The sequence below is a fragment of the Vibrio neptunius genome, assembly GCF_000967495.1.
Classification (GTDB): domain Bacteria; phylum Pseudomonadota; class Gammaproteobacteria; order Enterobacterales; family Vibrionaceae; genus Vibrio; species Vibrio neptunius.
This window is the reverse complement of the sequence record NZ_JXXU01000002.1, coordinates 55,052-81,796: the sequence shown is the minus strand read 5'-3', so window position 1 is coordinate 81,796 and position 26,745 is coordinate 55,052. Positions and strand designations below refer to the sequence as shown.

Genomic DNA, 26,745 nt, shown 5'->3' with positions numbered 1-26,745 from the left:
TAGGTTTACTTTTGTTTCACTGGGCGCTGCCAGCCTGTGATTTTGCGCTCTTTCGCGCGAGTAATCACTAACTCACCTTCTGCAACGTCTTTAGTTACTGTCGTGCCAGCGCCGACGGTTGAACCATCCGCGATAGTAACAGGAGCCACCAGCTGACTGTCAGAGCCAATAAACACATCGTTACCGATGATGGTCTTAAATTTATTTGCGCCATCATAGTTACAAGTGATCGTGCCTGCACCAATATTTGTGCGTTGACCAATTTCCGCATCACCCAAATAGGTCAGGTGATTTGCTTTAGAACCCTCGCCAATGCGTGCATTCTTCACTTCAACAAAGTTACCCACATGAGAGTCATTACGCATCTCTGCACCTGGGCGTAAACGTGTGAACGGACCAACTGTACACTCTTCACCAACCGTCGCGCCTTCAATCACACTGTAAGGGCGAATGACACTATTGTCGTCGATTTCACAATCTTTCAGTACACTTCCAGTACCAATGATCACGTTGTCGCCCAAGGTTACTTTGCCTTCAATAATGACGTTGGTATCGATTTCACAATCCATACCACACTGCAACTCACCGCGCAGATCAAAACGTGCCGGATCGCGTAACATAACGCCCTGCTCCAACAACTTTTGAGCTTGCATAGACTGAAAAGCACGCTCTAAACGAGCTAACTGAGCACGGTCGTTAACGCCTTCTACTTCAATTGGGTTTACTGGATGAACAGCTTCTACCGCACGACCTTCATCATGAGCCGCGGCAATCACATCTGTTAAGTAATATTCGCCCTGAGCATTATTGTTATTCAGGCCCGATAACCAACGTTTCAAGTCACCGCCAGTAGCAACCATTACACCAGTATTAATCTCTTTGATCAGCTTCTGCTCTTCCGTCGCATCTTTCTGCTCAACGATGGCAACAACAGGGCCATTGCGACGCACGATGCGCCCATATCCCATCGGATTATCCAATACCACCGTCAGCAACGCGATACCACCTGTAGGCTGCGCATCCAATAGGCTTTCTATTGTCTCTTCTGAGATCAGCGGTACATCACCGTAGAGAACGAGGATCTTCTCGTCATCTTCAAACTGAGGAGAAGCCTGATCCACTGCGTGACCAGTACCTAACTGATCAGCTTGCAGTACCCAGTTCACAGATTCCTCTGCCAGCTCAGCCTGCATCTGATCACCGCCGTGACCATAAACCAGATGAACATTCTGCGCGCCTAAACTGCAACACGTATCAATCACGTGTTTGGCCATGGGTTTACCCGCCAAGGTATGCAGTACTTTTGGCTTATTCGAGTACATGCGAGTGCCTTTACCCGCTGCGAGGATCACCGCGCTAAATTTCATTCAGTAACCTATATGCTTGTTGTTAAACTGATGGCTATTCTAGACACTAATCAGGGATTAGTTAATTGATCTGGAAAAATTTCCGTTAAAAATTAAGCAAAAAGGCGGTCATATGACCGCCTTTATCATTTTTAAAACACCGCAATTGAATTAACGACGTTTCTTTGTCAGCTCGATAACACGTAGCTGAGCAATGGCTTTCGCCAGCTCACTGGCCGCTTGAGCGAAGTCCATATCGCCGTGCTGATTCTGGATACTCTCCTCAGCGCGACGCTTGGCTTCTTCTGCCTTCGCTGCGTCTAGTTCTTCACCACGGATAGCCGTATCAGCCAGCACAGTCGCTGTACCTGGCTGAACTTCCACCATACCACCAGAAACATAAATGATTTCTTCGTGGCCGTGCTGTTTCACAATACGCACCATACCAGGCTTGATAGCGGTCAGTAGCGGAGTGTGGCCGTGGAAAATACCTAGCTCACCTTCGCTACCGGTCACCTGAAACGTTTCAACACGACCTGAAAAGATTTTCTTCTCAGCGCTTACTACGTCTAGGTGAAAGGTTATTGGTGCCATATCGCCTCCTAGTTAGCCTTATAGCTTCTTCGCATTCTCGATAGCATCGTCAATTGCACCACAGTACATGAACGCTTGCTCTGGAATGTCGTCGTAATCACCAGCTAGTAGACCTTTGAAGCCACGTAGAGTCTCTTTAAGAGGTACGTAGATACCAGGGTCACCAGTGAATACTTCCGCTACGTGGTAAGGCTGAGTTAGGAAACGCTCAATCTTACGTGCACGAGATACAACTTGCTTATCTTCTTCAGATAGCTCGTCCATACCTAGGATCGCGATGATGTCTTTCAGCTCTTTATAACGCTGAAGTGTCTGCTGAACGTTACGAGCGATATCGTAATGCTCTTGACCTACTACTAGCGGGTCAAGCTGACGAGATGTTGAATCTAGTGGGTCGATCGCTGGGTATAGACCCATCGCTGCGATGTTACGGTTAAGTACAACCGTTGCATCCAAGTGCGCGAACGTAGTTGCAGGAGACGGGTCAGTCAAGTCATCTGCAGGTACGTATACCGCCTGTACAGACGTGATAGAACCTTGCTTAGTTGACGTGATACGCTCCTGAAGTACACCCATTTCCTCTGCTAGAGTAGGCTGGTAACCTACCGCAGATGGCATACGACCTAGAAGTGCTGATACTTCTGTACCCGCTAGTGTGTAACGGTAGATGTTATCAACAAACAGTAGTACGTCACGACCTTCGTCACGGAAACGCTCAGCCATTGTTAGACCAGTCAGTGCAACACGTAGACGGTTACCTGGTGGCTCGTTCATCTGACCGTAAACCATCGCTACTTTTGATTCTTCAGGCTTCTCAACGTTTACAACGCCCGCTTCCTGCATTTCAAAGTAGAAATCGTTACCTTCACGAGTACGCTCACCAACACCTGCGAACACAGATAGACCAGAGTGTTGTAGTGCGATGTTGTTGATAAGCTCCATCATGTTAACGGTCTTACCTACACCTGCACCACCGAATAGACCAATTTTACCACCCTTAGCGAATGGACAAACTAGGTCGATTACTTTCACGCCAGTTTCTAGTAGAGCTGTTTCGTTTGATTGCTCTTCGTAGCTTGGTGCTTCGCGGTGAATAGAGTAAGTCTCTTCTGCACCGATCTCACCACACTCGTCAATCGCGTCACCTAGAACGTTCATGATACGACCTAGGGTCTTAGTACCTACTGGTACCGAAATTGGAGCGCCAGTGTTAACCACTTCAACTCCACGACGTAAACCATCAGAGCTACCCATTACGATACAACGAACTACGCCACCGCCTAGCTGTTGTTGAACTTCAAGAACTAGACGCTCTTTTGAGTCCGTTACGTTTAGAGCGTCATATACACTAGGTACTTCGCTCTGTGGGAACTCTACGTCGACTACCGCACCGATGATCTGTACGATCTTACCTGTAGCCATCGTTAATCCTCTAAACTATTTCGTTTTACCTAAGCTTAAACCGCTGCAGCACCTGAAACGATTTCAGACAGTTCTTGTGTAATCGCAGCCTGACGGGCTTTGTTGTACACAAGTTCTAAGTCTTCAATCAGGTTGCTGGCGTTGTCTGTTGCAGCTTTCATCGCAATCATTCGAGCCGCTTGCTCACAAGCAAGGTTCTCAACCACACCTTGATATACCTGAGACTCTACGTAACGCACTAACAGTGCATCCAGCAGAGGTTGTGGCTCAGGTTCATAGATGTAGTCCCATGAGTGCTCACGCTGCATTTCTTCGCTATCTGATTTAGGCAAAGGTAGCAATTGATCGATCGTTGGTTCTTGAACCATGGTGTTCACAAATTTGTTGAACACTACATACAGACGGTCCAGTTCACCTTCATCGTATTTCTTCAGCATTACGCTTACAGAACCGATTAGGTCTTCTAAGCTTGGGCTATCGCCCAGACCAGAAACCTGCGCAGCGACTTTAGCGCCACTGTTGTTGAAAAACGCTGTAGCTTTAGAACCGACAACCGCCAGCTCCACTTCAGCACCTTTCTCTTTCCAAGCTTGCATGTCTATAACAGCTTTCTTGAACACGTTAATGTTCAAGCCACCACACAAGCCGCGGTCTGTAGAAACGATGATGTAACCAACTCGCTTCGCTTCACGCTCTTCTAGGTACGGATGACGGTACTCTAGATTTGCGTTTGCCACGTGACCGATCACTTTACGCATTGTTTCAGCGTATGGACGAGAAGCTTCCATTGCATCTTGAGAACGACGCATTTTTGAAGCTGCTACCATTTCCATCGCTTTCGTAATTTTCTGAGTGCTTTTCACACTACCGATTTTATTACGTATCTCTTTTGCGCCGGCCATCGTTACTCTCCATTAGTTGGTGGCAGAGACTGCCACCGACCTATTACCAAGTTTGGGTTGCTTTGAAGTCGTCAGTCAGTTTCTTAAGCTGAGCTTCAACTTCATCGTTATAAGCACCCGTCTTGTCGATCTCAGCTGCAAATTCAGCGTATTGACCGCGAGCATACGATAGTAGAGCCGCCTCGAAATCTAGCAGCTTGCTGAGTTCAACATCTGCTAGGTAGCCGCGCTCTGCCGCAAAGATAACTAGAGCTTGGTCAAATACAGACATAGGAGCGTACTGCTTCTGCTTCATTAGTTCTGTAACTTTCTGACCGTGGTCTAGCTGTTTCTTTGTCGCTTCATCAAGGTCAGACGAGAACTGTGCGAAAGCCGCTAGTTCACGGTACTGAGCTAGTGCAGTACGAATACCGCCTGATAGCTTCTTGATGATTTTCGTCTGAGCTGAACCACCTACACGAGATACTGAGATACCTGGGTCAACCGCTGGACGAACACCTGCGTTGAATAGCTCAGTCTGTAGGAAGATCTGACCATCGGTAATCGAGATTACGTTAGTCGGTACGAATGCTGAAACGTCACCAGCTTGAGTTTCGATGATAGGAAGAGCAGTCAAAGAACCAGTCTTACCTTTCACTTCACCGTTAGTGAACTTTTCTACGTATTCTGCGCTTACACGAGCAGCACGCTCTAGTAGACGAGAGTGAAGGTAGAAAACATCACCAGGGAAAGCTTCACGACCCGGTGGACGTTTTAGTAGTAGAGAGATCTGACGGTAAGCGACAGCTTGCTTAGATAGATCATCATAAACAATCAGTGCGTCTTCGCCGCGATCACGGAAGTATTCACCCATCGCACAGCCTGCGTATGGCGCTAGGTATTGTAGCGCTGCAGATTCAGAAGCAGATGCAACAACAACGATAGTGTTCGCTAGCGCGCCGTGCTCTTCTAGTTTGCGAACTACGTTAGCGATAGTCGATGCTTTCTGACCGATTGCTACGTAGATTGAGAAAATACCAGAGTCCTTCTGGTTGATGATTGCATCGATCGCCATTGCTGTTTTACCAGTCTGACGGTCACCGATAACAAGCTCACGCTGACCACGACCGATTGGGATCATTGAGTCAACAGATTTGTAACCAGTTTGAACAGGCTGATCAACCGATTGACGGTCGATTACACCTGGTGCAATCACTTCTACAGGTGAAGACAGTTTCGCTTCGATTGGACCTTTACCATCGATAGGCTCACCTAGCGTGTTTACTACGCGACCTAGTAGTTCTGGACCAACTGGTACTTCAAGAATACGACCAGTACCTGTAACTTTCATGCCTTCCTTAAGGTCAGCATATGGGCCCATTACAACTGCACCAACCGAGTCACGCTCAAGGTTAAGTGCCAGTGCATAACGGCCACCCGGTAATTCAATCATTTCACCTTGCATCACGTCCGCTAGGCCGTGAATGCGGATGATACCATCGCTTACCGAAACGATAGTACCTTCATTGCGAGCTTCACTAACAACATCGAAAGATTCGATACGCTGTTTGATTAGATCGCTGATTTCCGTGGAATTAAGTTGCATGCTCCAATCCCCATTAAGACTGCAATGCATCGCTCAGGCGGTTCAAACGACCACGCGCTGAGTCATCGATGACTAAGTCTCCGGCTCGAATAATCACCCCACCAAGTAGGGCCTCATCTACACTGCAATTCAGCTTAACTTTGCGTTCAAGACGCTGCTCAAGTTTGCTGCTGATACCTGCAAGCTGCTCATCAGAAAGGTCTGATGCTGAAATAACTTCAACATCCACTTCTTTCTCATGCTCTTTTTTAAGAGCAAAGAACTGTTCACAAATATCAGGAAGGGCCGCTAATCGGCCATTCTCTGCCATCACCTTCAATAGGTTTTGGCCATGAGCATCAACTTGATCGCCGCAAACTGCTACAAATACTTCTGCCAGTTTATCGGCAGAAACCGAACCCGTTAGGAGTTCGTGCATCTGTTCGTTTTTAGCTACTTCAGCAGCAAAAGAAAGCATTTGACCCCATTGGTCCAACGCGCCTTTTTCCACTGCAAAGTCGAATGCTGCTTTAGCATAGGGGCGTGCGATAGTAGTCAAATCAGACATAGGCGCCCCCAGACTTAAAGTTTTGCAGTAATGTTGTCGAGAATATCTTTGTGCGCATCCTTATCGATAGAACGCTCAATGATTTTCTCAGCACCAGCTACAGCCAGAGTTGCAACTTGTTTGCGCAGCTCATCGCGTGCACGGTTGCGTTCAGCTTCAAGTTCAGCTTCCGCTTGTGAAAGAATCTTCTGGCGTTCTGCCTGAGCTTCTTCACGAGCTTCATCTAGAATTTGAGCTTTGCGCTTGTTCGCTTGCTCGATGACCTCTGTTGCTGTGCGCTTCGCTTCTTTCATCTGTTCAGAAGCGTTTGCTTGCGCTAGATCCAAGTCTTTTGCAGCACGTTCAGCTGCTTGTAGACCGTCAGCAATTTTCTTCTGACGCTCTTCGATCGCTTGCATCAATGGCGGCCATACATACTTCATGCAGAACCACACAAACAGTGCAAACGAGATTGCTTGACCTAGCAGAGTTGCGTTTATATTCACAACAGCTACCCCTTCTATTCGGACTTAGTATTAATCAATAACAAGCCAAAGCTTGTCGAAAGTTAAGAGTGATTAACCTAGTTGACCAACGAATGGGTTCGCGAATGTGAATAGAAGTGCGATTACGATACCGATCATTGGAACCGCATCAAGTAGACCCGCGATGATGAACATCTTAACTTGTAGCATAGGAGCCATTTCTGGTTGACGTGCTGCACCTTCAAGGAATTTACCACCTAGAAGTGCGAAACCAATCGCAGTACCAAGAGAAGCAAGACCGACGATAAGACCTACGGCGATTGCAGAAAAGCTCAGTAAAGTTTCCATTACTATCTCCAATTTATAGTTGTTGGCTAGTTGCCCAAATAAAAAGCTTTAAAAAAATTAATGATCACTGTCTTCGTGTGCCATTGACAGGTAAACAATTGTCAACATCATAAACACGAAGGCTTGAATCGTGATAACCAAGACATGGAAGATTGCCCACGGTAGTGAACCCATCCATTGCAAGTACCATGGTAGCATTGCCGCACAAAGAATGAATACAACCTCACCCGCGAACATGTTACCGAATAGACGCATACCAAGAGACAGAGGTTTCGCAAGTAGCGAGACCACTTCAATCAGTAGGTTAAACGGAATCATCAGTGGGTGATTGAATGGATGTAGTGCTAATTCTTTAGCGAATCCACCTAGACCTTTCACTTTGATGCTGTAGTAAATCATCAGAGCGAAAACGCCTAGAGCCATAGCCATGGTGATATTCACATCAGCAGACGGTACAACCTTAAGGTAAGGAATACCAAGCCAATGCTCTGCTGGGTAAGGTAAGAAGTCGATTGGCACTAAGTCCATCAAGTTCATTAAGAATACCCAACAAAAGATAGTCAGTGCTAAAGGCGCGATCAGTGGGTTGCGTCCATGGAACGTGTCTTTGACGTTTTCCGCGACAAATTCAACGATCATTTCTACAGCACACTGAAGCTTACCTGGTACACCCGCTGTTGTTCTCTTTGCTACCTTGTAAAAGATTCCTAGGAAAATTAAACCAGTAAACCAAGAAAAAAACAGGCTATCGATATGTACGTTCCAGAAACTTGCCTCCTCCGCTACAAGACCTAACTTATAAGTAGAAAGGTTTGTAAGGTGGTGGGAAATGTATCCGGACGCAGTTAGCGCTTCACCTGGCGCAGCCATAACTCATCCTATTTTTTGTTGTTAATGAATAGCACTGGCGCACAGATATTAATACCTAGAGCCAGCAAATAGGTTAGCTTAAGGGGAACAAGTTCCACCTGTATATACATGTAAGCAAAGGAAAAAAGCGCCACTGTGATAAGGATTTTCAGTGCTTCACCTGCATAGAAAGAGTTCGCGATACGCTTTGCAGCGCGAGCCCCACCATACATGAAAGCAAACAATGCGAACACCGCATTAGCAACAACAAAAATGCCGCCACCAATCAGTGCTGAAAGCCCCCATTCAGCATTCACAGCCACTGCCATTCCTGCCGCCATTAGTGTAACCGCGCCAAACTGGATCATTAACAATCGCTTTGCAAGCTCTCGTCCTGGTCTAGCTAACGCAGCTACCATGTATTCGTACCTCGAGTAAAATCCACAGCGTTACTACCTCATGCTGGGAAATTGGCGAAAATTATACGGTGAGTCCTATTGAATGCAATTAAAACACCGCAAAAAGTTACAATTTTGTTTACAAACCGACAACTTCCGCACAAAAATTCGTTTTTTTACACAATTGATCGAAATCAATTATCTCATTTAGCCTTCAAGCTTGGCAATCAGTTGCTCTAATTTGTGAGGCTCATCAAGACTAATCGTAACTTTCGACGCACCGTTCTTGGCACGCACGATTGCCACTTTAGCACTGAGCATTTCACTCAATTTCTGTGACATTTGTTGTGCCTCAGTGTCTTGAAGCTCGTTTTTCTCTTCAGATTGCGGCTGGAGACACTTTTTCACTAACTGTTCTGTCTGACGAACAGTCATTCGCTTCTTCGCGACTAGCTCAGCGACCTCAACCTGCTCTTCTCCTTCCAATGCCAAGAGTGCGCGTGCGTGACCCATTTCGAGCATTTTTTCCGAAAGGAGATACTTGACGTCCATTTCCAGCTGATTCAGTCGCAACAAGTTACTCACAGTAGCGCGCGACTTACCGATCACCTCAGCCACTTGCTGGTGGGTGAGAGAAAATTCTTCCTGAAGACGATCTAGAGCGACCGCCTCTTCGATCACATTAAGATCTTCCCGCTGAATGTTCTCGATCAACGCCATCGCTATAGCTGCACGATCGTCAACGTTTTTGATCACACACGGCACCTGCTTTAGACCCGCTTTACGTGCCGCACGCCAACGTCGTTCCCCTGCGATGATTTCAAATTTGTCGTTTTCAACCTGACGAACCACAATCGGCTGAATAATCCCCTGAGACTCTATCGAAGCCGCTAGTTCTTCCAGTGCTTCAGGCTCCATATCCTTACGGGGCTGATAGACACCAGGCTTAAGGCTGTTGATGCTTAAATCCGTCAGTTCCCCATCAGAGGAAAGCTCTTGGCTGTGCAATGCACTTTGCTGTTTTTCACGTGCGAGCGAGCTCGTTGAAAGCAGAGCATCAAGCCCTTTACCTAAACCACGTTTAGACATGAGACAAATTCCTTTGGTTGGGTTATGCAGGGACTTCATCGCGGCGCAGCATTTCTCCGGCTAGAGCCAGATACGCTTTTGCGCCTGCGGAGTATTTGTCGTAGTACATGGCTGGTTTACCATGACTTGGCGCTTCAGCCAGACGAACATTACGCGGAATAACAGTGCGGTACACCTTGTTACCAAAGTGCTTTTTCAACTGATCGGACACTTCGTTTGACAAGCGGTTACGAGGGTCATACATGGTGCGAAGCAGACCTTCGATTTTAAGATTTTCATTTACCACCGCTGCCAGCTTACTGATGGTATCCATTAATGCTGTTAAACCTTCCAGTGCAAAATACTCGCACTGCATAGGAACCAAGACCGAATCTGCTGCGGCCATGGCATTGATTGTAAGAAGGTTTAGCGATGGAGGACAATCGATAAAGATGAAATCATAGTTATCACGAACTGACGCAAGAGCGTGCTTAAGACGAACTTCACGTGCGAACACTTCCATTAGTTTGATTTCAGCGGCAGTAACGTCACCGTTGGCGGCAATCAAATCATAATTGCCAGAGGTTTTGCGACACACGACATCATCAAAGGCGACGTCTTCAACCAACAACTCATAAGCAGTGGCATCCACCTGATACTTATCTACGCCACTAGCCATAGTAGCGTTACCTTGCGGGTCGAGATCAATCACCAAGACCTTACGCTTGGTCGCGGCCATAGACGCGGCTAAGTTGATACACGTTGTTGTTTTACCAACTCCACCTTTCTGGTTGGCGATTGCTACGATTTTTCCCACGGTGAACCTCGCTTTTATTCCTTGCGGGTTAAGATTACTAGATGACGCTCACCTTCCAATTCAGGAACTTGTAAAGCTTTGATGTCGGTCACAGAACACCAATCTGGAAGCTGGTCAATTTCATCTTGAGGCAGTTGGCCCTTGAGGGCCATAAAACAGCCCGTTTGTTCTTTTGGTAGGTGATGACACCACTCCACCATATCAACCATAGAAGCAAATGCTCGGCTCAACACGCCATCAAATTTGTCTTGTGGCTGAAACTCTTCAACACGGCTTTGAATCGGCGTAACATTACCGATCTTGAGTTCATGCAGCACTTGTTTTATGAAGCGAATACGCTTGCCAAGGCTATCAAGCAAATAGAACTCTTTGTCTGGATTCATAATAGACAAAGGGATCCCCGGTAGGCCAGGACCTGTACCAACATCAATAAAACGTTGGCCTTGTAAGTGAGTGCTGACCACTATGCTATCTAGAATGTGTTTCACCAGCATGTCACTAGGATCACGTACAGATGTCAGATTATAAGCTTTGTTCCATTTGTTGAGCATTTCAACATAACCAACAAGTTGCTCTCGTTGACGATCTGAAACTTCAAGCGTGGTTTTAGCAATCAGTGAGTCCAATTGATGGCGTAATACACTCATTATGCCTCCTCACCTTTTTTCAGCATGCCTTGTTTCTTAAGATGAACCAGCAAGATGGAAATAGCCGCTGGTGTAATTCCAGAAATGCGTGATGCGATACCAATAGATTCAGGCTTAGATTCATTCAATTTCGCCACCACTTCGTTCGATAGGCCTTTCACGTTGGCGTAATCCATATCAAGTGGCAGGTGCGTATGTTCATGGCGTAGAGATTTTTCAATCTCGTCTTGCTGACGCTTAATGTAACCTTCGTATTTAACTTGGATTTCCACTTGCTCTGCCGCCTGATGATCTTCCATCGCAGGCGCAAAGGCCTCTAGCTCTGTCAGCTGTTGATAGGTCATCTCAGGACGACGCAGCAAATCTTCACCACTGGCTTCACGCACCATTGGTGTTTTTAGCAATTGGTTAAGCGCATCAATACCTTGTGATTTAGGATTCATCCAAGTGTCTTTCAGGCGCTGTCGCTCTTTGGTCATGTTGTCGATCTTTTCGTTGAAACGTGCCCAACGAAGATCATCGATCAAACCAAGTTCACGCGCCTGCTCTGTTAAACGCAAATCTGCGTTATCTTCACGCAGCAACAAGCGATACTCGGCGCGTGAAGTGAACATACGATATGGCTCTTTCGTCCCCATCGTGGACAAGTCATCAATCAAGACGCCAACGTAAGCTTGATCACGACGTGGACTCCAACCCTCTTTGTCCTGACTGTACAAACTCGCGTTCAAGCCAGCCATTAAGCCTTGCGCAGCAGCTTCTTCGTAACCAGTGGTACCGTTGATCTGGCCAGCGAAGAACAAACCATTAATAAATTTAGTTTCGTAAGTCTGTTTTAAATCACGTGGATCGAAGAAATCATATTCTATCGCATAGCCTGGTCGCACGATGTGGGCATTTTCAAACCCTTTCATAGAACGGACAATTTGAACTTGGACATCAAACGGCAAACTGGTTGATATACCGTTTGGATAGAGCTCATGCGTGTTCAGTCCTTCAGGCTCGATAAAGATCTGATGGCTGTTCTTGTCAGCAAAACGCATTACTTTGTCTTCAATCGACGGGCAGTAGCGTGGACCAATTCCCTCGATTACGCCCGCATACATAGGGCTACGATCTAAGTTATTGCGGATCACTTCATGTGTTTGATCGTTGGTGTGAGTGATAAAACATGGGATCTGACGTGGGTGCTGCGTTCTTTGGCCCATAAAGGAAAATACAGGTGTTGGATTATCACCATGTTGTGTTTCCAATTGAGAGAAATCAACACTACGTGCATCAATTCGTGGTGGCGTACCTGTTTTAAGGCGATCAACTCTGAATGGCAGTTCGCGTAAACGATCCGCTAAAGCGATCGATGGAGGATCGCCTGCACGGCCCCCTGATGAGCTCTCCATACCAATATGGATCTTACCGCCAAGGAAAGTGCCAACTGTTAATACAATGGCTTTCGCGTGGAAACGAAGCCCCATTTGCGTCACAACACCTACGGCTTTGTCTTGCTCAACAATCAGATCATCGACAGATTGCTGGAACAAAGTTAGGTTTTGTGCATTTTCTAAAGCCTCACGGACATAAGCTTTGTACAGGGCACGGTCAGCTTGAGCACGAGTTGCTCTAACTGCGGGACCTTTGGATGCATTGAGGGTTCTAAATTGAATACCAGCGTGATCGATAGCTTGGGCCATTAGGCCTCCCATCGCGTCGACTTCTTTGACTAGGTGGCCTTTACCTATACCGCCAATGGCTGGGTTACATGACATCTGACCTAAAGTGTCGATGTTATGCGTCAATAACAGCGTTTTTTGTCCTGTGCGAGCTGATGCGAGTGCGGCTTCCGTTCCTGCGTGTCCGCCACCGACAACAATGACGTCAAATTTTTCGTGATAAAGCATGAACTGACCTCTGGTATTCAATAGAGAGATGGGCAGATAAAAAGGAGCGCTATTCTACCTGCTTTCACATTGATAGAAAATCGCTTTTCGCGTTTTTAATCTAAGCCTCTGACAAAGCTTATTAATATAGGATCTCTATATATGATCTTTTATTAGATCTATTATAAGGATCGACGATCTCTGTGGATAAGTAAAAAATGATCAACAAGATCATGGATCTTAAACAGATCAAATGATGTGATCTTGCCTTGATCAGATCGAGGATTACCTGAGATCAAAATGGCTAGTTATTCACAGGTGAAAAATGAGTTAAGAGTTATTATTTGGATAACTATAGGTTAATCACCGGATACTTTGTATTTTATCCACAGGGAGAACGATTTAAATTTAACCGGATTGAGAAAGAAGAAAGGAAATGACAATGAGCAATCACTTCCTTATTGGGGTTATAGGCTATCAATATGGTCGGCTAGCCAAACCTCAGCGGCATCTTCTGGGACATCATGACTGAGCACATCGATTGTCAGACAGTCTGCAACCGGTGTACCACCGATATCCTCGAGTAGCGCATGAGCATGTTGGCCCGCAGCACAAAATGTATCGTAACTGGAGTCGCCAATCGCTATCACGGCATACTTAACCCCAGACATTCTTGGAGGAGTGTTTTGCAGGGCTTGGATAAATGGCTGAATGTTATCTGGGTATTCACCGGCACCATGGGTGGATGTGATTAGTAGCCAGGTGCCTTCAGCCGGGATCTCACTCAGATCAGGTTGATTGTGAATACAGGTCTCAAAACCTTTTTCAATTAGGAGATCACTGAGATGATCGCCAACGTATTCAGCACCGCCTAATGTACTGCCAGTAATTATTTGGATCATAGGGTTTCCTTTTACCTAAAAAACACGCGACTCAGAAGTCGCGCGTATGGGGATTATTTGCCAATGCAGAAGGAGGAGAAGATGCGCCCGAGCAAGTCATCTGAGCTGAACTCTCCGGTGATTTCATTGAGGTGCTGCTGCGCAATTCTCAGTTCTTCTGCGAGGATTTCGCCCGCCATGTAACCTTCCAGTTGCTGCTGACCTATATCAAGGTGTTGAGCCGCTTTTTCCAGTGCTTCTAGGTGGCGACGACGAGCCATAAAGCCGCCTTCGTGCCCACCCGCAAAGCCCATGCACTCTTTAAGGTGCGTACGTAGTGATTCGACGCCTTGACCTGTTCTGGCCGACAGACGAATCAGCGTTGGATCGTTGACATGACTGATGCCAAGTGTTTCATCGGTTTGATCGACTTTATTGCGGATCACCGTCATGCCGATATTGTTCGGCAATCGATCGACGAAGTCAGGCCAAATCTCTGTCGGGTCAGTGGCATCTGTGGTGGTGCCATCGACCATGAACAAAACGCGGTCGGCTTGCTCGATTTCTTCCCACGCTCGTTCGATACCTATTTTTTCGACTTCATCTGACGCATCGCGCAGACCTGCTGTATCGATGATATGCAGTGGCATGCCATCAATATGGATGTGCTCTCTCAATACATCTCGGGTGGTGCCAGCAATGTCGGTCACAATGGCAGACTCTTTACCTGACAGAGCGTTCAGAAGGCTGGATTTGCCTGCATTTGGTCGACCGGCAATGACTACCTTCATCCCTTCACGCATGATAGCGCCTTGTGTTGCTTCTTTGCGCACGGCTGTCAGGTTATCAATAATCGTCTGTAGGTCGGCAGAGACTTTACCATCGGCAAGAAAGTCGATTTCTTCTTCGGGGAAATCAATTGCGGCTTCAACGTAGATCCTCAGGTGTATCAGAGACTCTACCAAAGTTTGTATTCGATTTGAAAACGCGCCTTGAAGCGATTTAAGGGCCGATTTTGCCGCTTGTTCTGAGCTGGCATCAATTAAGTCCGCAATGGCTTCTGCTTGGGCTAAATCGAGCTTGTCGTTGAGGAAAGCGCGCTCTGAAAACTCACCCGGGCGAGCAGTGCGGATCCCGGGAATTTGCAGGATGCGCTTGATCAGCATATCCATAACGACTGGGCCGCCATGGCCTTGCAGCTCTAGAACATCTTCTCCGGTAAAGGAGTTTGGATTAGGGAAGTACAGCGCGATACCTTGATCGAGCTGAGTACCATCCTGAGCCGTAAATGGTAGATACTCGGCGTATCTTGGACGTAACTCTTTGCCTGTTACCTCAGAAGCGACTTTGGCCGCAAGGGGACCGGATACGCGAATAATGCCGACACCGCCTCGTCCGGGCGCAGTTGCTTGAGCGACAATGGTCTCTGTAGTCATAGTGGTAGCCTGTGCGATGCATACCCTGTGAGGGTAAATAGTGAATGAGATGAATTGTAATCAGCCAAAAACAAAAAGGCGACCTTTTGGTCGCCTTTCTCGATTATTTACGCCGACTCGTTATTTTGAGTGCAAGCCTTTCTTCTCCAGCGCCTTATAAATCAGCGTCTGTTGGATCAGAGTCACGATGTTCGATACTAACCAGTAAAGAACCAGACCTGATGGGAAGAACAGGAAGAAACCAGTGAACAGAACAGGCATGAACGTCATGATTTTCTGCTGCATTGGATCTGTCACTGTGGTTGGGCTCATCTTCTGGATCAGGAACATGGATGCCCCCATCAGTAATGGCAAGATGTAGTAAGGGTCTTTCGCTGACAAGTCAACAATCCAGCCAAAGAATGGCGAGTGACGCAGTTCCACCGATTCCATTAATGCCCAGTACAGTGCAATGAAAATAGGCATCTGGAAAAGCAGAGGTAGACAGCCACCTAGTGGGTTTACTTTCTCTTTCTTGTACAGTTCCATCATTTCTTGGCTCATACGCTGGCGGTCATCGCCAATACGCTCACGCATCGCTTGCAGTTTAGGCTGTAGCATGCGCATTTTTGCCATTGAGGTGTACTGTGCTTTTGTCAGTGGGTACATCGCACCACGGATAAAGAAGGTCAATAGAATAATAGCTAGACCCCAGTTACCGACACCATATGGGAAATCAATGAAGCCAAATAGTTCACCACCGGATTGGATAAAAGACAGGAATGTGTGTAGTGGCTTGGCAATAAACCATAGCCAGCCATAATCCACAACCAAATCTAGGTTCGGCGCGGTTTCTGCCATTTGTTGCTGAAGTTTAGGACCTACCCAAAGTGTCGCGTTGAATTTTGCTGAATCACCCGTTGCGATGGTTTTGTTCGGCATACGAACACCAATGTCACCCAGGTTACCAATCACACGAGTGTACAGGTTAGTGCCTGGTTCGTTGCGAGGGATCCATGCTGATGCAAAGTAGTGTTGGATCATCGCTGCCCAACCCTGGCCATCAGGTAGGTTGATAGACAGGTTACGATCCTGCATATCGTCAAAGCTGTATTTTTTGTAACGCGTTTCTTCGGTTGAGTACGCACCGCCACGGTAAGTTGGCATGGTGATGCTGCCGCCCGCGTCCATTAGGTTCTGACGCAGGTGAGCGTACATACCAAATGTCGCGTTGTTACCTGAGTTGTTGACCACATCGTATTCAACGTCAACCGCGTAGCTGCCGCGCTTAACAATAAATGTTTTGGTGTACTCAAGGCCATTTGCTTGGTATGTCATTGGGACGCGAAGTTCATCCTGACCGTCTTCCAAGGTGAAGCTATCCGCATTCACTGAGTAAGCCGGACGATTTGAGCTGCTCAGATCGATACCTTGAGGGCCGACTAAACCACTTTGCGCGATGAACTGATGGCCTGGCTCGTTTTTCAGTAAGACGAACGGGTCGGATGAATCCAGTTCTGCAGAGTATTGGTTCAGGTCTGCATTGATAACATCACCACCAACCGTATCAATCGACAGAGTCAAGACGTCAGTTGTCACGGTAATCGTTTTAGCAGACGCTTGCTGCGCAGGTGCGGGATCTAAATCATCCGCAAGAGTAGGAGCAGGTAGGGTACTGCTTGATTGTGCCTGTTCAACCGGCTGTGGTGCAGGGTTTGTTTCGACTTGCCATTTTTGAAATAACAAGAAAGAAACCAGTGCTAGCGCGATTAACAGGATATTGCGTTGAGAATCCATCGTTATTTATCTCTGTCTTGTTTCTGGACTGGTGGAACGGGATCAAAACCGCCCTCATTCAAAGGGTGGCATTTTAATAGACGTTTGCTTGATAACCAACACCCTTTTACAAAACCGTGAGCTTTTAGTGCTTCTATGGCGTAAGTGGAGCAGGTCGGAGTAAAACGACAGCGTGGTCCGATAAGCGGACTAATAAGACCTTGATAAAGACGGACGAATCCGATTGTTACCCACGCGAAGGGCGAGACAGGCGCTGCCATAATTTATCAAACAGTTTGAATAATTCTTCATTGCTCAGATCTTGGGCACTTTTCTTGGCAATCACAACAAAATCTTTGTGAGCAAGCTGATGTTGATTGTTACGAAAACTTTCACGAGCAAGGCGTTTAAAACGATTGCGACCAACGGCGGTTTTAATCTGTTTTTTTGGAACGGCTAAACCTAATCTAGGGTGAGATAGGTTGTTATTGCGAGCAATGATGGTGAAATGTGGTGAGCCAGCTCGATGAGCTTGCTGGAAGACATTTTGATAATGCTCGGGAGTTAACAGACGTAACTCCCGATCGAACGCGTACGTTTTCAAAATAATCGAAGATTACTTAGAAAGACGCTTACGGCCTTTTGCACGACGTGCATTGATTGTTGCACGACCGTTCTTAGTAGCCATACGTGCACGGAAACCGTGAGTACGCTTGCGCTTTAGAACTGAAGGTTGAAAAGTGCGTTTCATGATAATTACCTTTACTGATCAGTAGTTTTAGGTTCTTAGTTAACCCGGCGTGGGCCATTTGGTCTTCTTTATATATAAAGAGGACAAACCGACGCCTCTCAACAAAGAGGCGGAATTGTAATCACAGTCACACAAAGTGTCAATCATTGAGCAACTGCTAAATTCCGGCCGAGCGATTATACGTAGTGTGAGCAAAATCTCAAGGATCAAGCGATCTTCTTTGATGATCTTTACTCAGCACCTACTTGGCGAAGGAATCTCTGTAAACGAGGATCCTGTGGATTATTAAAGATATCCTGTGGAGAGCCTTGCTCAACGATATTGCCTTCCGCCATAAAGAGCACGCGATCCGCCACTTCTCGGGCGAACTGCATTTCGTGTGTGACCACCAGCATGGTTTGGTGTTTAGTTGCTAACTCCTTCATTAACTGAAGAACTTCGCCAACCCATTCTGGGTCCAGTGCTGAGGTCGGTTCGTCAAACAGCAATAACTCAGGTTGCAGTGCCATCGCACGTCCGATACCCACACGTTGCTGCTGGCCACCAGACAGCGCTGCTGGATAACTGTCTCCTTTATCGCCAAGGCCGATGTCGTCAAGAATCTGCTGAGCGCGTACCAATGCTTGGTCTTTCTTCCAGCCGCGGACGGTGATGAGGCCTTCAGCAATATTCTGACGGGCGGTCATATGGGCAAACAAGGCGTAGTTCTGGAAAACAAACCCTGTCTTACGGCGCAGAGCCAATACTTCCGCTTTAGTATGCTTTTCAGTATCCACGCTGACGTCATCAATGGTGATGACGCCTTTATCGGCATTTTCTAGAAAATTCACCGTGCGCAGCAGGGTAGATTTACCCGTACCGCTAGAGCCGATAATGACGATAATCTCGCCTTGTTTGATGTCGAGATCGATGCCTTTAAGGACTTGCGTCTCACCAAAGCGTTTGTGAATGTTGTCTAACTTGATCATCTTACGTATGCCTTATTCAACTTAGCTTCTGCCCAGATTTGCACGCGAGTCAGTATTACTACAACGCCCCAGTAAATCAAAGCGACTGCAAGGAAGGCCTCGAAAAAGCGGAAACTTGAAGAAGCTTCCATCTGCGCTTTTGCCATTATCTCGGCCACACCTAGTGTAAAGGCTAGAGAGGTTGATTTGATCATATCAATGAAGTAGTTCATCAATGATGGCAGAGCCACACGAGTTGCTTGCGGTAAGATCACTCGACGCATCGCCTGTGTCGTTGTCATACCCACTGAAAGGCTGGCTTCCATCTGACTACGATCGATACCAATGATCGCGGCGCGGATGCTCTCGGCCATGTAGGCAGCAAAGTGCAGGGTCAAACCAATCACAGCCGCGCCGAACGCATCCAAACCGACGAGGAATGGAAAAATCTGTGGTAAGCCGTAATAAAGCAAAAATAGCTGAACCAGCAGTGGTGTTCCACGGAAGAAGCTGATGTAGAGTTGGCTCAACTGATCAAGTACAGGAACGCGAAATACACGGATGTTCGCTAAAATGACGGCTAAAATCAGTGAAAATACTAAACCCCATGTCGCCATTTCCATGGTGGTGCCCAAATACTTGAGCAGTATTGGCATCAGGTTCAGCATGTAGTTAAAATCGAATCCCATAACGTATCCCAGTGAAAAATAGGCCTGTATACAAAAGCAAAACCCACTGCAAAGGAAGGAGAGCAGTGGGTTAAGAGCAAATCCGATTGAGTGTCTCAAACGGACGGGCGATACTCAAGAGTGGTTATTCAGTAATATCAGCCCCAAACCACTTCTGAGAAATTTTTTCTAGTGTACCGTCAGCACGCATTTCAGCCAGTGCTTTATTGACTTCAGCCTGAAGCTTTTTGCCGTTGTCATTGTCAACGAAAGGCCAAGCGTTTTGAATCGTCTCAAAAGGTTTACCAGCCAATTGTAGTGGAAGGCCAGTTTTCTTTATTAGCTCAAGTGCGGACAGACGGTCCATAACAAAAGCATCCGCACGACCGAGTGCCACATCGTGTTCGATACCAGTATCGTAAGTCTTGATCTTAATCTTGCCATCTTTGTCGTAGTTGCGTAGCAACTGTTCAAAGTTTGAACCTAGGTTCACGGCCACTGTCTTGCCTTCCAGATCTTTAATACCTTGGATACTGTCGTTGTCTTTGCGAACCGTTATCTGGGCACCATCAATAACGTAAGGGTCGGCGAAAAGGTATTTGGCCTTACGCGCGTCCGTCATTGTGATTTGGTTTGAAATCGTATCGATACGACCTGTCTCTAACAGACCAAACAAACCAGAGAAGTTTGCTGTGACGTACTCCACTTTGTAATCGTTACGCTTACCGATTTCATCCCACAGGTCCACTTCAAAGCCTTGCAGCTTGTCTTGCTGAACGAAAGTGAAGGGGAAGTAGCGTCCAGACATTCCGACTTTAACTTCAGTGGCGGCTTGAACCGTTGCAGCAGAAAGTGCAACTACTGCTACAGCAGCTTTAATCCAGTTTTTCATAGTACAACTCCATAGTTTTATGGACACAAATACTACTGTCACTTTAGTTAATTAGATAAATAACCAAGAGCAATAACCTAGACGTCTGTGGAATAAGATAATGTATGAATCAGTCGCCAGTGTATGGATTGAGACGTAGCAAAAAATCAAGAGAAGAGTTCGGAATAAAATAACATCTTACAAAAGCTTGATTCACAGACTTATCACCAGATGACGGATCTGTGAGAAAAAGCGCAAATGTGGATCCTTATGTGAGTAAGAATAGGGTAGCTTGTGTTGATCTAGCGGATAATGACGTAAATATTGTGAATAACTTAGATCTTATTCACTGGATCGTCGATCATTTGCTGGCGATCTTGGTTATCAACAGGTAAAATTGCCAATCTTTTTCGATCATTAACTTTGAGTGGGGGCACCGTGTCATCTTCGCTTTGGTTGCAATGTATGCAGCAGCTTCAAGAAGAGCTACCAGCTACAGAATTCAGTATGTGGGTACGTCCGTTACAAGCGGAGCTCAATGACAATACTCTCACTTTATTCGCACCTAATCGCTTTGTGATGGATTGGGTTCGCGATCGTTACCTCAACAGCATTAATCGTTTGTTGCAGGAATACTGCGGCAATGACATTCCGAGTCTACGTTTTGAAGTGGGGAGTCGCCCTGTTTCTGCATCTAAGCCAGCGCCCAAGCGCACGCCTGCTGATGTGGCGGCAGAATCTTCGGCACCCGCTCAGCTCCAAGCGCGTAAACCAGTGCATAAAACGTGGGATGATGACGAGCAGCAGGTGGCAGAAATCAACCACCGTTCAAATGTGAATATTAAGCACAAGTTCAACAACTTCGTTGAAGGTAAATCAAACCAACTCGGTTTAGCCGCCGCTCGTCAGGTAGCAGATAATCCAGGTGCAGCGTACAATCCATTATTCCTCTACGGTGGCACGGGCTTAGGTAAAACGCACTTGCTGCATGCAGTTGGCAATGCGATTGTGGATAACAAGCCAAATGCTAAAGTAGTCTACATGCACTCGGAGCGATTTGTTCAGGACATGGTAAAAGCGCTACAAAACAACGCGATTGAAGAGTTTAAACGTTACTACCGCAGTGTTGATGCCCTGTTGATCGATGATATCCAATTCTTTGCCAACAAAGAGCGTTCTCAGGAAGAATTCTTCCATACCTTTAATGCGCTTTTAGAAGGCAATCAACAGATCATTTTGACGTCTGACCGTTATCCCAAAGAGATCAATGGTGTAGAAGATCGCTTAAAGTCTCGCTTTGGTTGGGGATTGACGGTGGCGATCGAACCGCCTGAACTGGAAACCCGCGTCGCGATTTTGATGAAAAAGGCCGAAGATCATCAAATCCACCTTGCTGATGAAGTCGCATTTTTTATCGCCAAGCGACTGCGCTCGAATGTTCGCGAATTGGAAGGCGCTTTAAACCGCGTGATTGCGAATGCTAATTTTACTGGTCGCCCAATCACCATAGACTTTGTTCGTGAAGCATTGCGGGACTTATTGGCTCTACAAGAAAAACTGGTAACGATCGATAACATTCAAAAGACGGTGGCGGAATACTACAAGATTAAAGTCGCTGATCTGCTGTCTAAGCGTCGTTCGCGTTCGGTTGCTCGCCCGCGTCAATTAGCAATGGCGCTTGCGAAAGAGCTGACTAACCACAGCTTGCCTGAAATTGGCGATGCTTTTGGTGGTAGAGACCATACTACCGTATTACATGCTTGCCGAAAAATCGAACAATTGCGCGAAGAGAGTCACGACATCAAAGAAGATTATTCTAACCTGATTCGTACCCTTTCTTCTTAAATCACAGTATTCTAAGCACTAAATAGAATCATACCGTATTAGTTAAACGAATTCTGATAAGAGCGTACTATGAAATTTTCCATTGAACGTAACCACTTACTTAAACCGCTCCAGCAAGTGTCTGGCGCATTAGGTGGTCGTCCAACTCTTCCTATTTTGGGTAACCTGTTACTGAAAGTTGAAGACAACATGTTGTCTATGACAGCAACAGACTTGGAAGTCGAGCTTATCAGCCGTGTCGCTTTGGAAGGCGATTTTGAAGCGGGCAGTGTGACCGTTCCCTCGCGTAAATTTTTGGATATCTGTCGTGGTCTGCCTGACGATTCTGTTATTACCTTTGTTTTAGAAGGCGACCGAGTTCAAGTTCGTTCTGGACGCAGCCGATTTTCTCTATCTACTTTACCTGCCAACGATTTTCCGAACATTGAAGACTGGCAGAGTGAAGTCGAAGTCTCGCTGACTCAAGGTGAATTACGCGGATTAATTGAGAAAACTCAATTCTCGATGGCAAACCAAGACGTACGTTACTACCTCAACGGCATGTTGTTTGAGATTGATGGTACGATACTACGCAGTGTTGCCACTGATGGCCACCGTATGGCGGTATCTCAGGTTCAACTAGGGGCGGACTTTGCTCAGCAGCAAATCATTGTGCCACGTAAAGGTGTACTGGAATTGGTTAAGTTGCTGGATGCGCCTGAGCAGCCTGTTACATTGCAAATTGGTAGTTCTAATGTTCGTGCAGAAGTGAACAACTTTGTCTTTACTTCTAAACTGGTTGATGGTCGTTTCCCGGACTACCGTCGCGTGATGCCACAAACGACGACCAAAACGCTTGAAGCGGAATGTGATGAGCTACGTCAGGCCTTCTCGCGTGCCGCTATTTTATCGAATGAAAAATTCCGTGGGGTGCGCGTTAACTTAGCGGATACGGAAATGCGTATTACCGCCAACAACCCGGAGCAAGAAGAAGCGGAAGAGATGTTGGATGTCAGCTTCGAAGGTGAGCCAATTGAGATTGGCTTTAATGTCAGCTATGTCTTGGATGTATTAAATACTCTGCGTTGTGAAAAAGTGCGCGTGTCGATGTCAGACGCTAACGCCAGTGCCATGATTGAAAACGTGGACGACGACGGCGCTATGTATGTGGTAATGCCGATTCGACTCTAGCATGCCGCTTTCACGTCTTATTATTCAGCAGTTTCGCAACATTAAAGCCTGTGATATTGAACTATCAGCAGGCTTTAACTTTCTTATAGGTCCGAACGGCAGCGGCAAAACCAGTGTTCTGGAAGCCATCTACTTGCTTGGCCACGGCCGCTCTTTTAAAAGCTCCTTAACAGGGCGAGTCATCCAAAATGACTGTGAGGAGCTATTTGTACACGGCCGTTTTTTGAACTCGGATCAATTTGAGCTACCAATTGGCATTAATAAGCAGCGTGATGGCTCAACAGAGGTTAAAATAGGCGGTCAATCCGGACAAAAACTGGCTCAATTGGCACAGGTTCTGCCACTGCAATTGATCCATCCGGAAGGGTTTGATTTACTAACGGATGGCCCCAAACATCGCCGAGCATTTATCGACTGGGGTGTGTTTCACACTGAGTCGGCTTTCTATGATGCTTGGGGGCGGTTTAAGCGTCTGAATAAACAGCGCAATGCGTTGTTAAAAACGGCCACCAGCTATCGTGAGCTGTCGTATTGGGATCAGGAGATGGCAAGGCTGGCTGAAAACATCAGCCAGTGGCGAGCCACATATGTTGAACAGATGACCGAGAAAGCCACGGAAATCTGTCAGACATTTCTCCCCGAATTTGAGATCCAGCTGAAGTATTACCGAGGATGGGATAAGAACACACCTTATCAGGCTATTCTTGAGAACAATTTTGAGCGGGATCAGGCACTGGGTTACACCTTTAGTGGTCCGAATAAAGCCGATTTAAAAATTAAAGTGAACGGGACTCCGGTTGAGGATGTTCTGTCACGAGGTCAGCTCAAGCTCATGGTGTGTGCACTGCGCGTGGCGCAGGGTCAACACCTCACTGAGATGACCGGCAAGCAATGTATCTACTTAATTGATGACTTTGCCTCTGAATTAGATAGTCAACGTCGTAAGCGTCTAGCAGACTGCTTGAAGGAGACGGGGGCGCAAGTTTTTGTCAGTTCTATTACAGAAAGCCAAATCGCCGACATGTTGGACGAAAATGGCAGGATGTTCCATGTGGAACATGGCACAATAGAACAAAATATATAGTGGAAGATAACTCATGTCTGAAAATTACGATTCATCGAGTATTAAAGTACTAAAGGGCCTGGATGCAGTACGTAAGCGTCCGGGGATGTACATCGGCGACACGGACGATGGTACCGGTCTACACCACATGGTTTTCGAGGTGGTGGATAACTCAATTGATGAAGCGTTAGCGGGTCACTGTCAAGACATCGTTGTGACAATTCATGAGGACAATTCAGTATCGGTACGCGATGATGGTCGTGGTATCCCTACCGAAATGCACCCAGAAGAGAACGTATCAGCAGCAGAAGTTATTATGACGGTACTTCACGCTGGTGGTAAGTTCGATGATAACTCATACAAGGTATCGGGTGGTCTGCACGGTGTTGGTGTTTCGGTAGTAAACGCACTATCAAAGCAAGTAACTCTGACTATCCATCGAGGTGGTCAAATTCATACGCAAACTTACCATCACGGTGAGCCGCAGGCGCCACTTTCTGTGATTGGTGAAACGGACAAAACAGGCACAGAAATCCGTTTCTGGCCAAGTGAAGAGACCTTCTCTAACACAGAATTCCACTATGACATTCTAGCTAAACGTCTACGTGAGCTTTCTTTCCTAAACTCAGGCGTATCAATCAAGCTACGTGATGAGCGTGAAGAAGATAAGCAAGATCACTTCATGTATGAAGGCGGTATCCAAGCGTTCGTTGATCACTTGAATACTAACAAGACACCAATCATCGAAAAAGTATTCCACTTTAACGCAGAGCGTGAAGACGGGATTGCCGTTGAAGTCGCGATGCAGTGGAACGATGGTTACCAAGAGAACATCTTCTGTTTTACCAACAACATTCCTCAGCGCGATGGTGGTACTCACCTTGCTGGCTTCCGTGCAGCCCTAACGCGTACATTGAACTCGTTCATGGACAAAGAAGGCTTCTCGAAGAAAGCGAAAACCGCTACTTCAGGTGATGATGCACGTGAAGGTCTAACCGCTGTTATTTCGGTTAAGGTGCCAGATCCTAAGTTCTCAAGCCAAACTAAAGATAAACTGGTTTCTTCTGAAGTGAAGTCAGCGGTTGAGCAGGCTATGGGTGAGAAACTGTCTGAGTTCCTAATTGAGCATCCAGCAGAAGCGAAGACGGTTTGTACTAAGATCATAGACGCAGCTCGTGCTCGTGATGCGGCGCGTAAAGCTCGTGAAATGACTCGTCGTAAAGGCGCGCTAGACCTAGCAGGTCTGCCAGGTAAATTGGCAGACTGTCAGGAAAAAGATCCAGCACTTTCTGAATTATACATAGTGGAGGGTGACTCGGCAGGCGGCTCCGCAAAACAAGGCCGTAACCGTAAGAACCAAGCGATTCTTCCACTGAAAGGTAAAATCCTTAACGTTGAGAAAGCGCGTTTCGATAAGATGCTCTCTTCACAAGAGGTAGCCACGCTTATCACCGCTCTTGGCTGTGGTATCGGTCGTGACGAATACAACCCAGATAAACTGCGTTACCACAACATCATCATCATGACCGATGCGGATGTCGATGGTTCGCACATCCGTACGCTACTACTGACCTTCTTCTACCGTCAAATGCCAGAGCTTATCGAGCGCGGCTACGTGTACATCGCTCAGCCACCGCTTTACAAAGTGAAGAAAGGCAAACAAGAGCAGTACATCAAAGATGAAGATGCAATGAGCCAATACCAAGTAGCATTAGCATTAGACAATGCTTCTCTGCACGTAAATGCAGAAGCGCCAGCCCTATCGGGTGAAGCACTAGAAAGCCTTGTTAAGCAATACAACTCAGGTATTAAGCTGGTGGATCGTATGAGCCGTCGTTACCCACACGCATTGGTTCATGAGCTTATCTACACACCGCGTCTGACTGCTGAGCAGTGCCATGATGCAGCAGCCGTTGAAGCGTGGACTAAACAGTTGGTTGAGCAGCTTAATGCCAAAGAAGTCGGTGCGAGCCAGTACAGCTTTGAAGTTGAGCAACATGCAGAGCTAGGTTTAAGCCTACCTAAAATTGTTGTACGAACTCATGGTGTGACGCATGAGCATGCGCTGAGTATTGATCTGATTAACTCGAAAGAATACGGCAAGCTGGCCGATCTGTCAGAAGCACTTAACGGCCTGATTGAAGACGGTGCCTACATCAAGCGTGGTGAACGTACTCAGCCTGTTTCAAGCTTTGTTGATGCATTGAACTGGTTAATCAAAGAGTCACGTCGTGGTCTAAGCCTACAGCGCTACAAAGGTCTGGGTGAGATGAACCCAGAGCAGCTTTGGGAAACGACAATGGACCCAGAAACGCGCCGTATGATGCAGGTAACGATTGAAGATGCGGTTGGTGCAGACCAGTTATTCACGACACTAATGGGTGACCAAGTAGAGCCTCGTCGTAACTTTATCGAAGAAAACGCACTTAAGGTTGCCAACTTGGACGTTTAGTATCTTTGATACTTCGCTCTTTCGCTTAATTTCTGTGTCAGAGGT

At 46.7% G+C, this 26,745-nt stretch carries 27 protein-coding genes; 4 read left to right on the top strand and 23 right to left on the bottom strand.

The features are described 5' to 3' along the window. Positions 1–5: 5 nt before the first annotated feature. The 23 genes from glmU to TW84_RS01785 form a co-directional block, all read right to left on the bottom strand. Positions 6–1,367: a bifunctional UDP-N-acetylglucosamine diphosphorylase/glucosamine-1-phosphate N-acetyltransferase GlmU gene (gene glmU / locus TW84_RS01890; protein ID WP_045973982.1), complete on the bottom strand. Its 1,362-nt coding sequence runs from the start codon at positions 1,365–1,367 to the stop codon at positions 6–8. Positions 1,368–1,517: 150 nt separating this feature from the next. Next, positions 1,518–1,940 (bottom strand): F0F1 ATP synthase subunit epsilon, encoded by a 423-nt coding sequence (locus TW84_RS01885; protein ID WP_006957442.1) that lies wholly within the window; start codon positions 1,938–1,940, stop codon positions 1,518–1,520. Between the two features lie 18 nt (positions 1,941–1,958). Beyond that, a complete protein-coding gene (atpD, locus tag TW84_RS01880) occupies positions 1,959–3,362 on the bottom strand; it encodes a F0F1 ATP synthase subunit beta (protein ID WP_006957443.1) in 1,404 nt (467 codons plus the stop codon). Between the two features lie 35 nt (positions 3,363–3,397). After that, the gene (gene atpG / locus TW84_RS01875; RefSeq protein WP_006957444.1) at positions 3,398–4,264 is read right to left on the bottom strand and encodes a F0F1 ATP synthase subunit gamma; all 867 of its coding nucleotides are present in this window, start codon (positions 4,262–4,264) and stop codon (positions 3,398–3,400) included. Positions 4,265–4,307: 43 nt separating this feature from the next. Next, a complete protein-coding gene (atpA, locus tag TW84_RS01870; protein ID WP_045973981.1) occupies positions 4,308–5,849 on the bottom strand; it encodes a F0F1 ATP synthase subunit alpha in 1,542 nt (513 codons plus the stop codon). A 13-nt stretch (positions 5,850–5,862) separates the two neighbouring features. Further along, positions 5,863–6,396: a F0F1 ATP synthase subunit delta gene (atpH, locus tag TW84_RS01865; RefSeq protein ID WP_021458003.1), complete on the bottom strand. Its 534-nt coding sequence runs from the start codon at positions 6,394–6,396 to the stop codon at positions 5,863–5,865. 14 nt (positions 6,397–6,410) lie between these two features. Beyond that, entirely contained in the window at positions 6,411–6,881 is a 471-nt protein-coding gene (gene atpF, locus TW84_RS01860; protein ID WP_006957447.1) for a F0F1 ATP synthase subunit B, read from the bottom strand. Between the two features lie 72 nt (positions 6,882–6,953). Beyond that, the gene (atpE, locus tag TW84_RS01855) at positions 6,954–7,208 is read right to left on the bottom strand and encodes a F0F1 ATP synthase subunit C (protein WP_006957448.1); all 255 of its coding nucleotides are present in this window, start codon (positions 7,206–7,208) and stop codon (positions 6,954–6,956) included. A 57-nt stretch (positions 7,209–7,265) separates the two neighbouring features. Beyond that, positions 7,266–8,078 carry a F0F1 ATP synthase subunit A gene (gene atpB, locus TW84_RS01850; RefSeq protein WP_006957449.1) on the bottom strand — a complete coding sequence of 271 codons (813 nt, stop codon included), beginning with the start codon at positions 8,076–8,078 and terminating at the stop codon, positions 7,266–7,268. A gap of 8 nt (positions 8,079–8,086) precedes the next feature. Continuing rightward, on the bottom strand, positions 8,087–8,476 hold the full coding sequence (locus TW84_RS01845) for a F0F1 ATP synthase subunit I (protein WP_019273969.1): 390 nt from the start codon (positions 8,474–8,476) through the stop codon (positions 8,087–8,089). Positions 8,477–8,662: 186 nt separating this feature from the next. Continuing rightward, positions 8,663–9,544, bottom strand: a complete 882-nt coding sequence (locus TW84_RS01840) for a ParB/RepB/Spo0J family partition protein (RefSeq protein ID WP_006957451.1) — start codon at positions 9,542–9,544, stop codon at positions 8,663–8,665. A 22-nt stretch (positions 9,545–9,566) separates the two neighbouring features. Next, positions 9,567–10,340, bottom strand: coding sequence for a ParA family protein (locus TW84_RS01835; protein ID WP_006957452.1), 774 nt, complete (start codon positions 10,338–10,340; stop codon positions 9,567–9,569). Between the two features lie 14 nt (positions 10,341–10,354). Next, a complete protein-coding gene (gene rsmG, locus TW84_RS01830; RefSeq protein ID WP_045973980.1) occupies positions 10,355–10,987 on the bottom strand; it encodes a 16S rRNA (guanine(527)-N(7))-methyltransferase RsmG in 633 nt (210 codons plus the stop codon). After that, a complete protein-coding gene (gene mnmG / locus TW84_RS01825) occupies positions 10,987–12,882 on the bottom strand; it encodes a tRNA uridine-5-carboxymethylaminomethyl(34) synthesis enzyme MnmG (RefSeq protein WP_045973979.1) in 1,896 nt (631 codons plus the stop codon). The genes rsmG and mnmG overlap by 1 nt, the downstream gene beginning before the upstream one ends. 446 nt (positions 12,883–13,328) lie before the next feature. Further along, positions 13,329–13,763: an FMN-binding protein MioC gene (gene mioC / locus TW84_RS01820; protein WP_045973978.1), complete on the bottom strand. Its 435-nt coding sequence runs from the start codon at positions 13,761–13,763 to the stop codon at positions 13,329–13,331. Positions 13,764–13,816: 53 nt separating this feature from the next. Next, a complete protein-coding gene (gene mnmE / locus TW84_RS01815; protein WP_045973977.1) occupies positions 13,817–15,178 on the bottom strand; it encodes a tRNA uridine-5-carboxymethylaminomethyl(34) synthesis GTPase MnmE in 1,362 nt (453 codons plus the stop codon). A gap of 120 nt (positions 15,179–15,298) precedes the next feature. Beyond that, on the bottom strand, positions 15,299–16,954 hold the full coding sequence (gene yidC / locus TW84_RS01810) for a membrane protein insertase YidC (protein WP_045973976.1): 1,656 nt from the start codon (positions 16,952–16,954) through the stop codon (positions 15,299–15,301). 2 nt (positions 16,955–16,956) lie between these two features. Continuing rightward, complete coding sequence (yidD, locus tag TW84_RS23920; RefSeq protein WP_084720172.1) at positions 16,957–17,214, bottom strand: membrane protein insertion efficiency factor YidD; 258 nt, start codon at positions 17,212–17,214, stop codon at positions 16,957–16,959. After that, positions 17,181–17,504 (bottom strand): ribonuclease P protein component, encoded by a 324-nt coding sequence (gene rnpA / locus TW84_RS01805; protein WP_240457354.1) that lies wholly within the window; start codon positions 17,502–17,504, stop codon positions 17,181–17,183. Before rnpA ends, yidD begins: the two co-directional genes overlap by 34 nt. Positions 17,505–17,549: 45 nt before the next feature. Next, entirely contained in the window at positions 17,550–17,684 is a 135-nt protein-coding gene (gene rpmH / locus TW84_RS01800) for a 50S ribosomal protein L34 (RefSeq protein WP_004411068.1), read from the bottom strand. A gap of 230 nt (positions 17,685–17,914) precedes the next feature. After that, complete coding sequence (locus tag TW84_RS01795; protein WP_045973974.1) at positions 17,915–18,652, bottom strand: amino acid ABC transporter ATP-binding protein; 738 nt, start codon at positions 18,650–18,652, stop codon at positions 17,915–17,917. After that, positions 18,649–19,320, bottom strand: coding sequence for an amino acid ABC transporter permease (locus TW84_RS01790; RefSeq protein WP_045973973.1), 672 nt, complete (start codon positions 19,318–19,320; stop codon positions 18,649–18,651). The genes TW84_RS01795 and TW84_RS01790 overlap by 4 nt, the downstream gene beginning before the upstream one ends. Before the next feature lie 124 nt (positions 19,321–19,444). Continuing rightward, on the bottom strand, positions 19,445–20,191 hold the full coding sequence (locus tag TW84_RS01785) for an amino acid ABC transporter substrate-binding protein (RefSeq protein ID WP_045973972.1): 747 nt from the start codon (positions 20,189–20,191) through the stop codon (positions 19,445–19,447). 417 nt (positions 20,192–20,608) lie between these two features. Here TW84_RS01785 and dnaA point away from each other — a divergent pair, with 417 nt between their 5' ends. From dnaA to gyrB, 4 genes are all read left to right on the top strand, one after another. Next, a complete protein-coding gene (dnaA, locus tag TW84_RS01780; RefSeq protein WP_045973971.1) occupies positions 20,609–22,015 on the top strand; it encodes a chromosomal replication initiator protein DnaA in 1,407 nt (468 codons plus the stop codon). A gap of 69 nt (positions 22,016–22,084) precedes the next feature. After that, the gene (gene dnaN / locus TW84_RS01775) at positions 22,085–23,185 is read left to right on the top strand and encodes a DNA polymerase III subunit beta (protein WP_045973970.1); all 1,101 of its coding nucleotides are present in this window, start codon (positions 22,085–22,087) and stop codon (positions 23,183–23,185) included. Between the two features lies 1 nt (position 23,186). Further along, positions 23,187–24,269: a DNA replication/repair protein RecF gene (gene recF, locus TW84_RS01770; RefSeq protein WP_045973969.1), complete on the top strand. Its 1,083-nt coding sequence runs from the start codon at positions 23,187–23,189 to the stop codon at positions 24,267–24,269. A gap of 13 nt (positions 24,270–24,282) precedes the next feature. Continuing rightward, positions 24,283–26,700 (top strand): DNA topoisomerase (ATP-hydrolyzing) subunit B, encoded by a 2,418-nt coding sequence (gyrB, locus tag TW84_RS01765; protein ID WP_045973968.1) that lies wholly within the window; start codon positions 24,283–24,285, stop codon positions 26,698–26,700. Positions 26,701–26,745 lie beyond the last annotated feature (45 nt).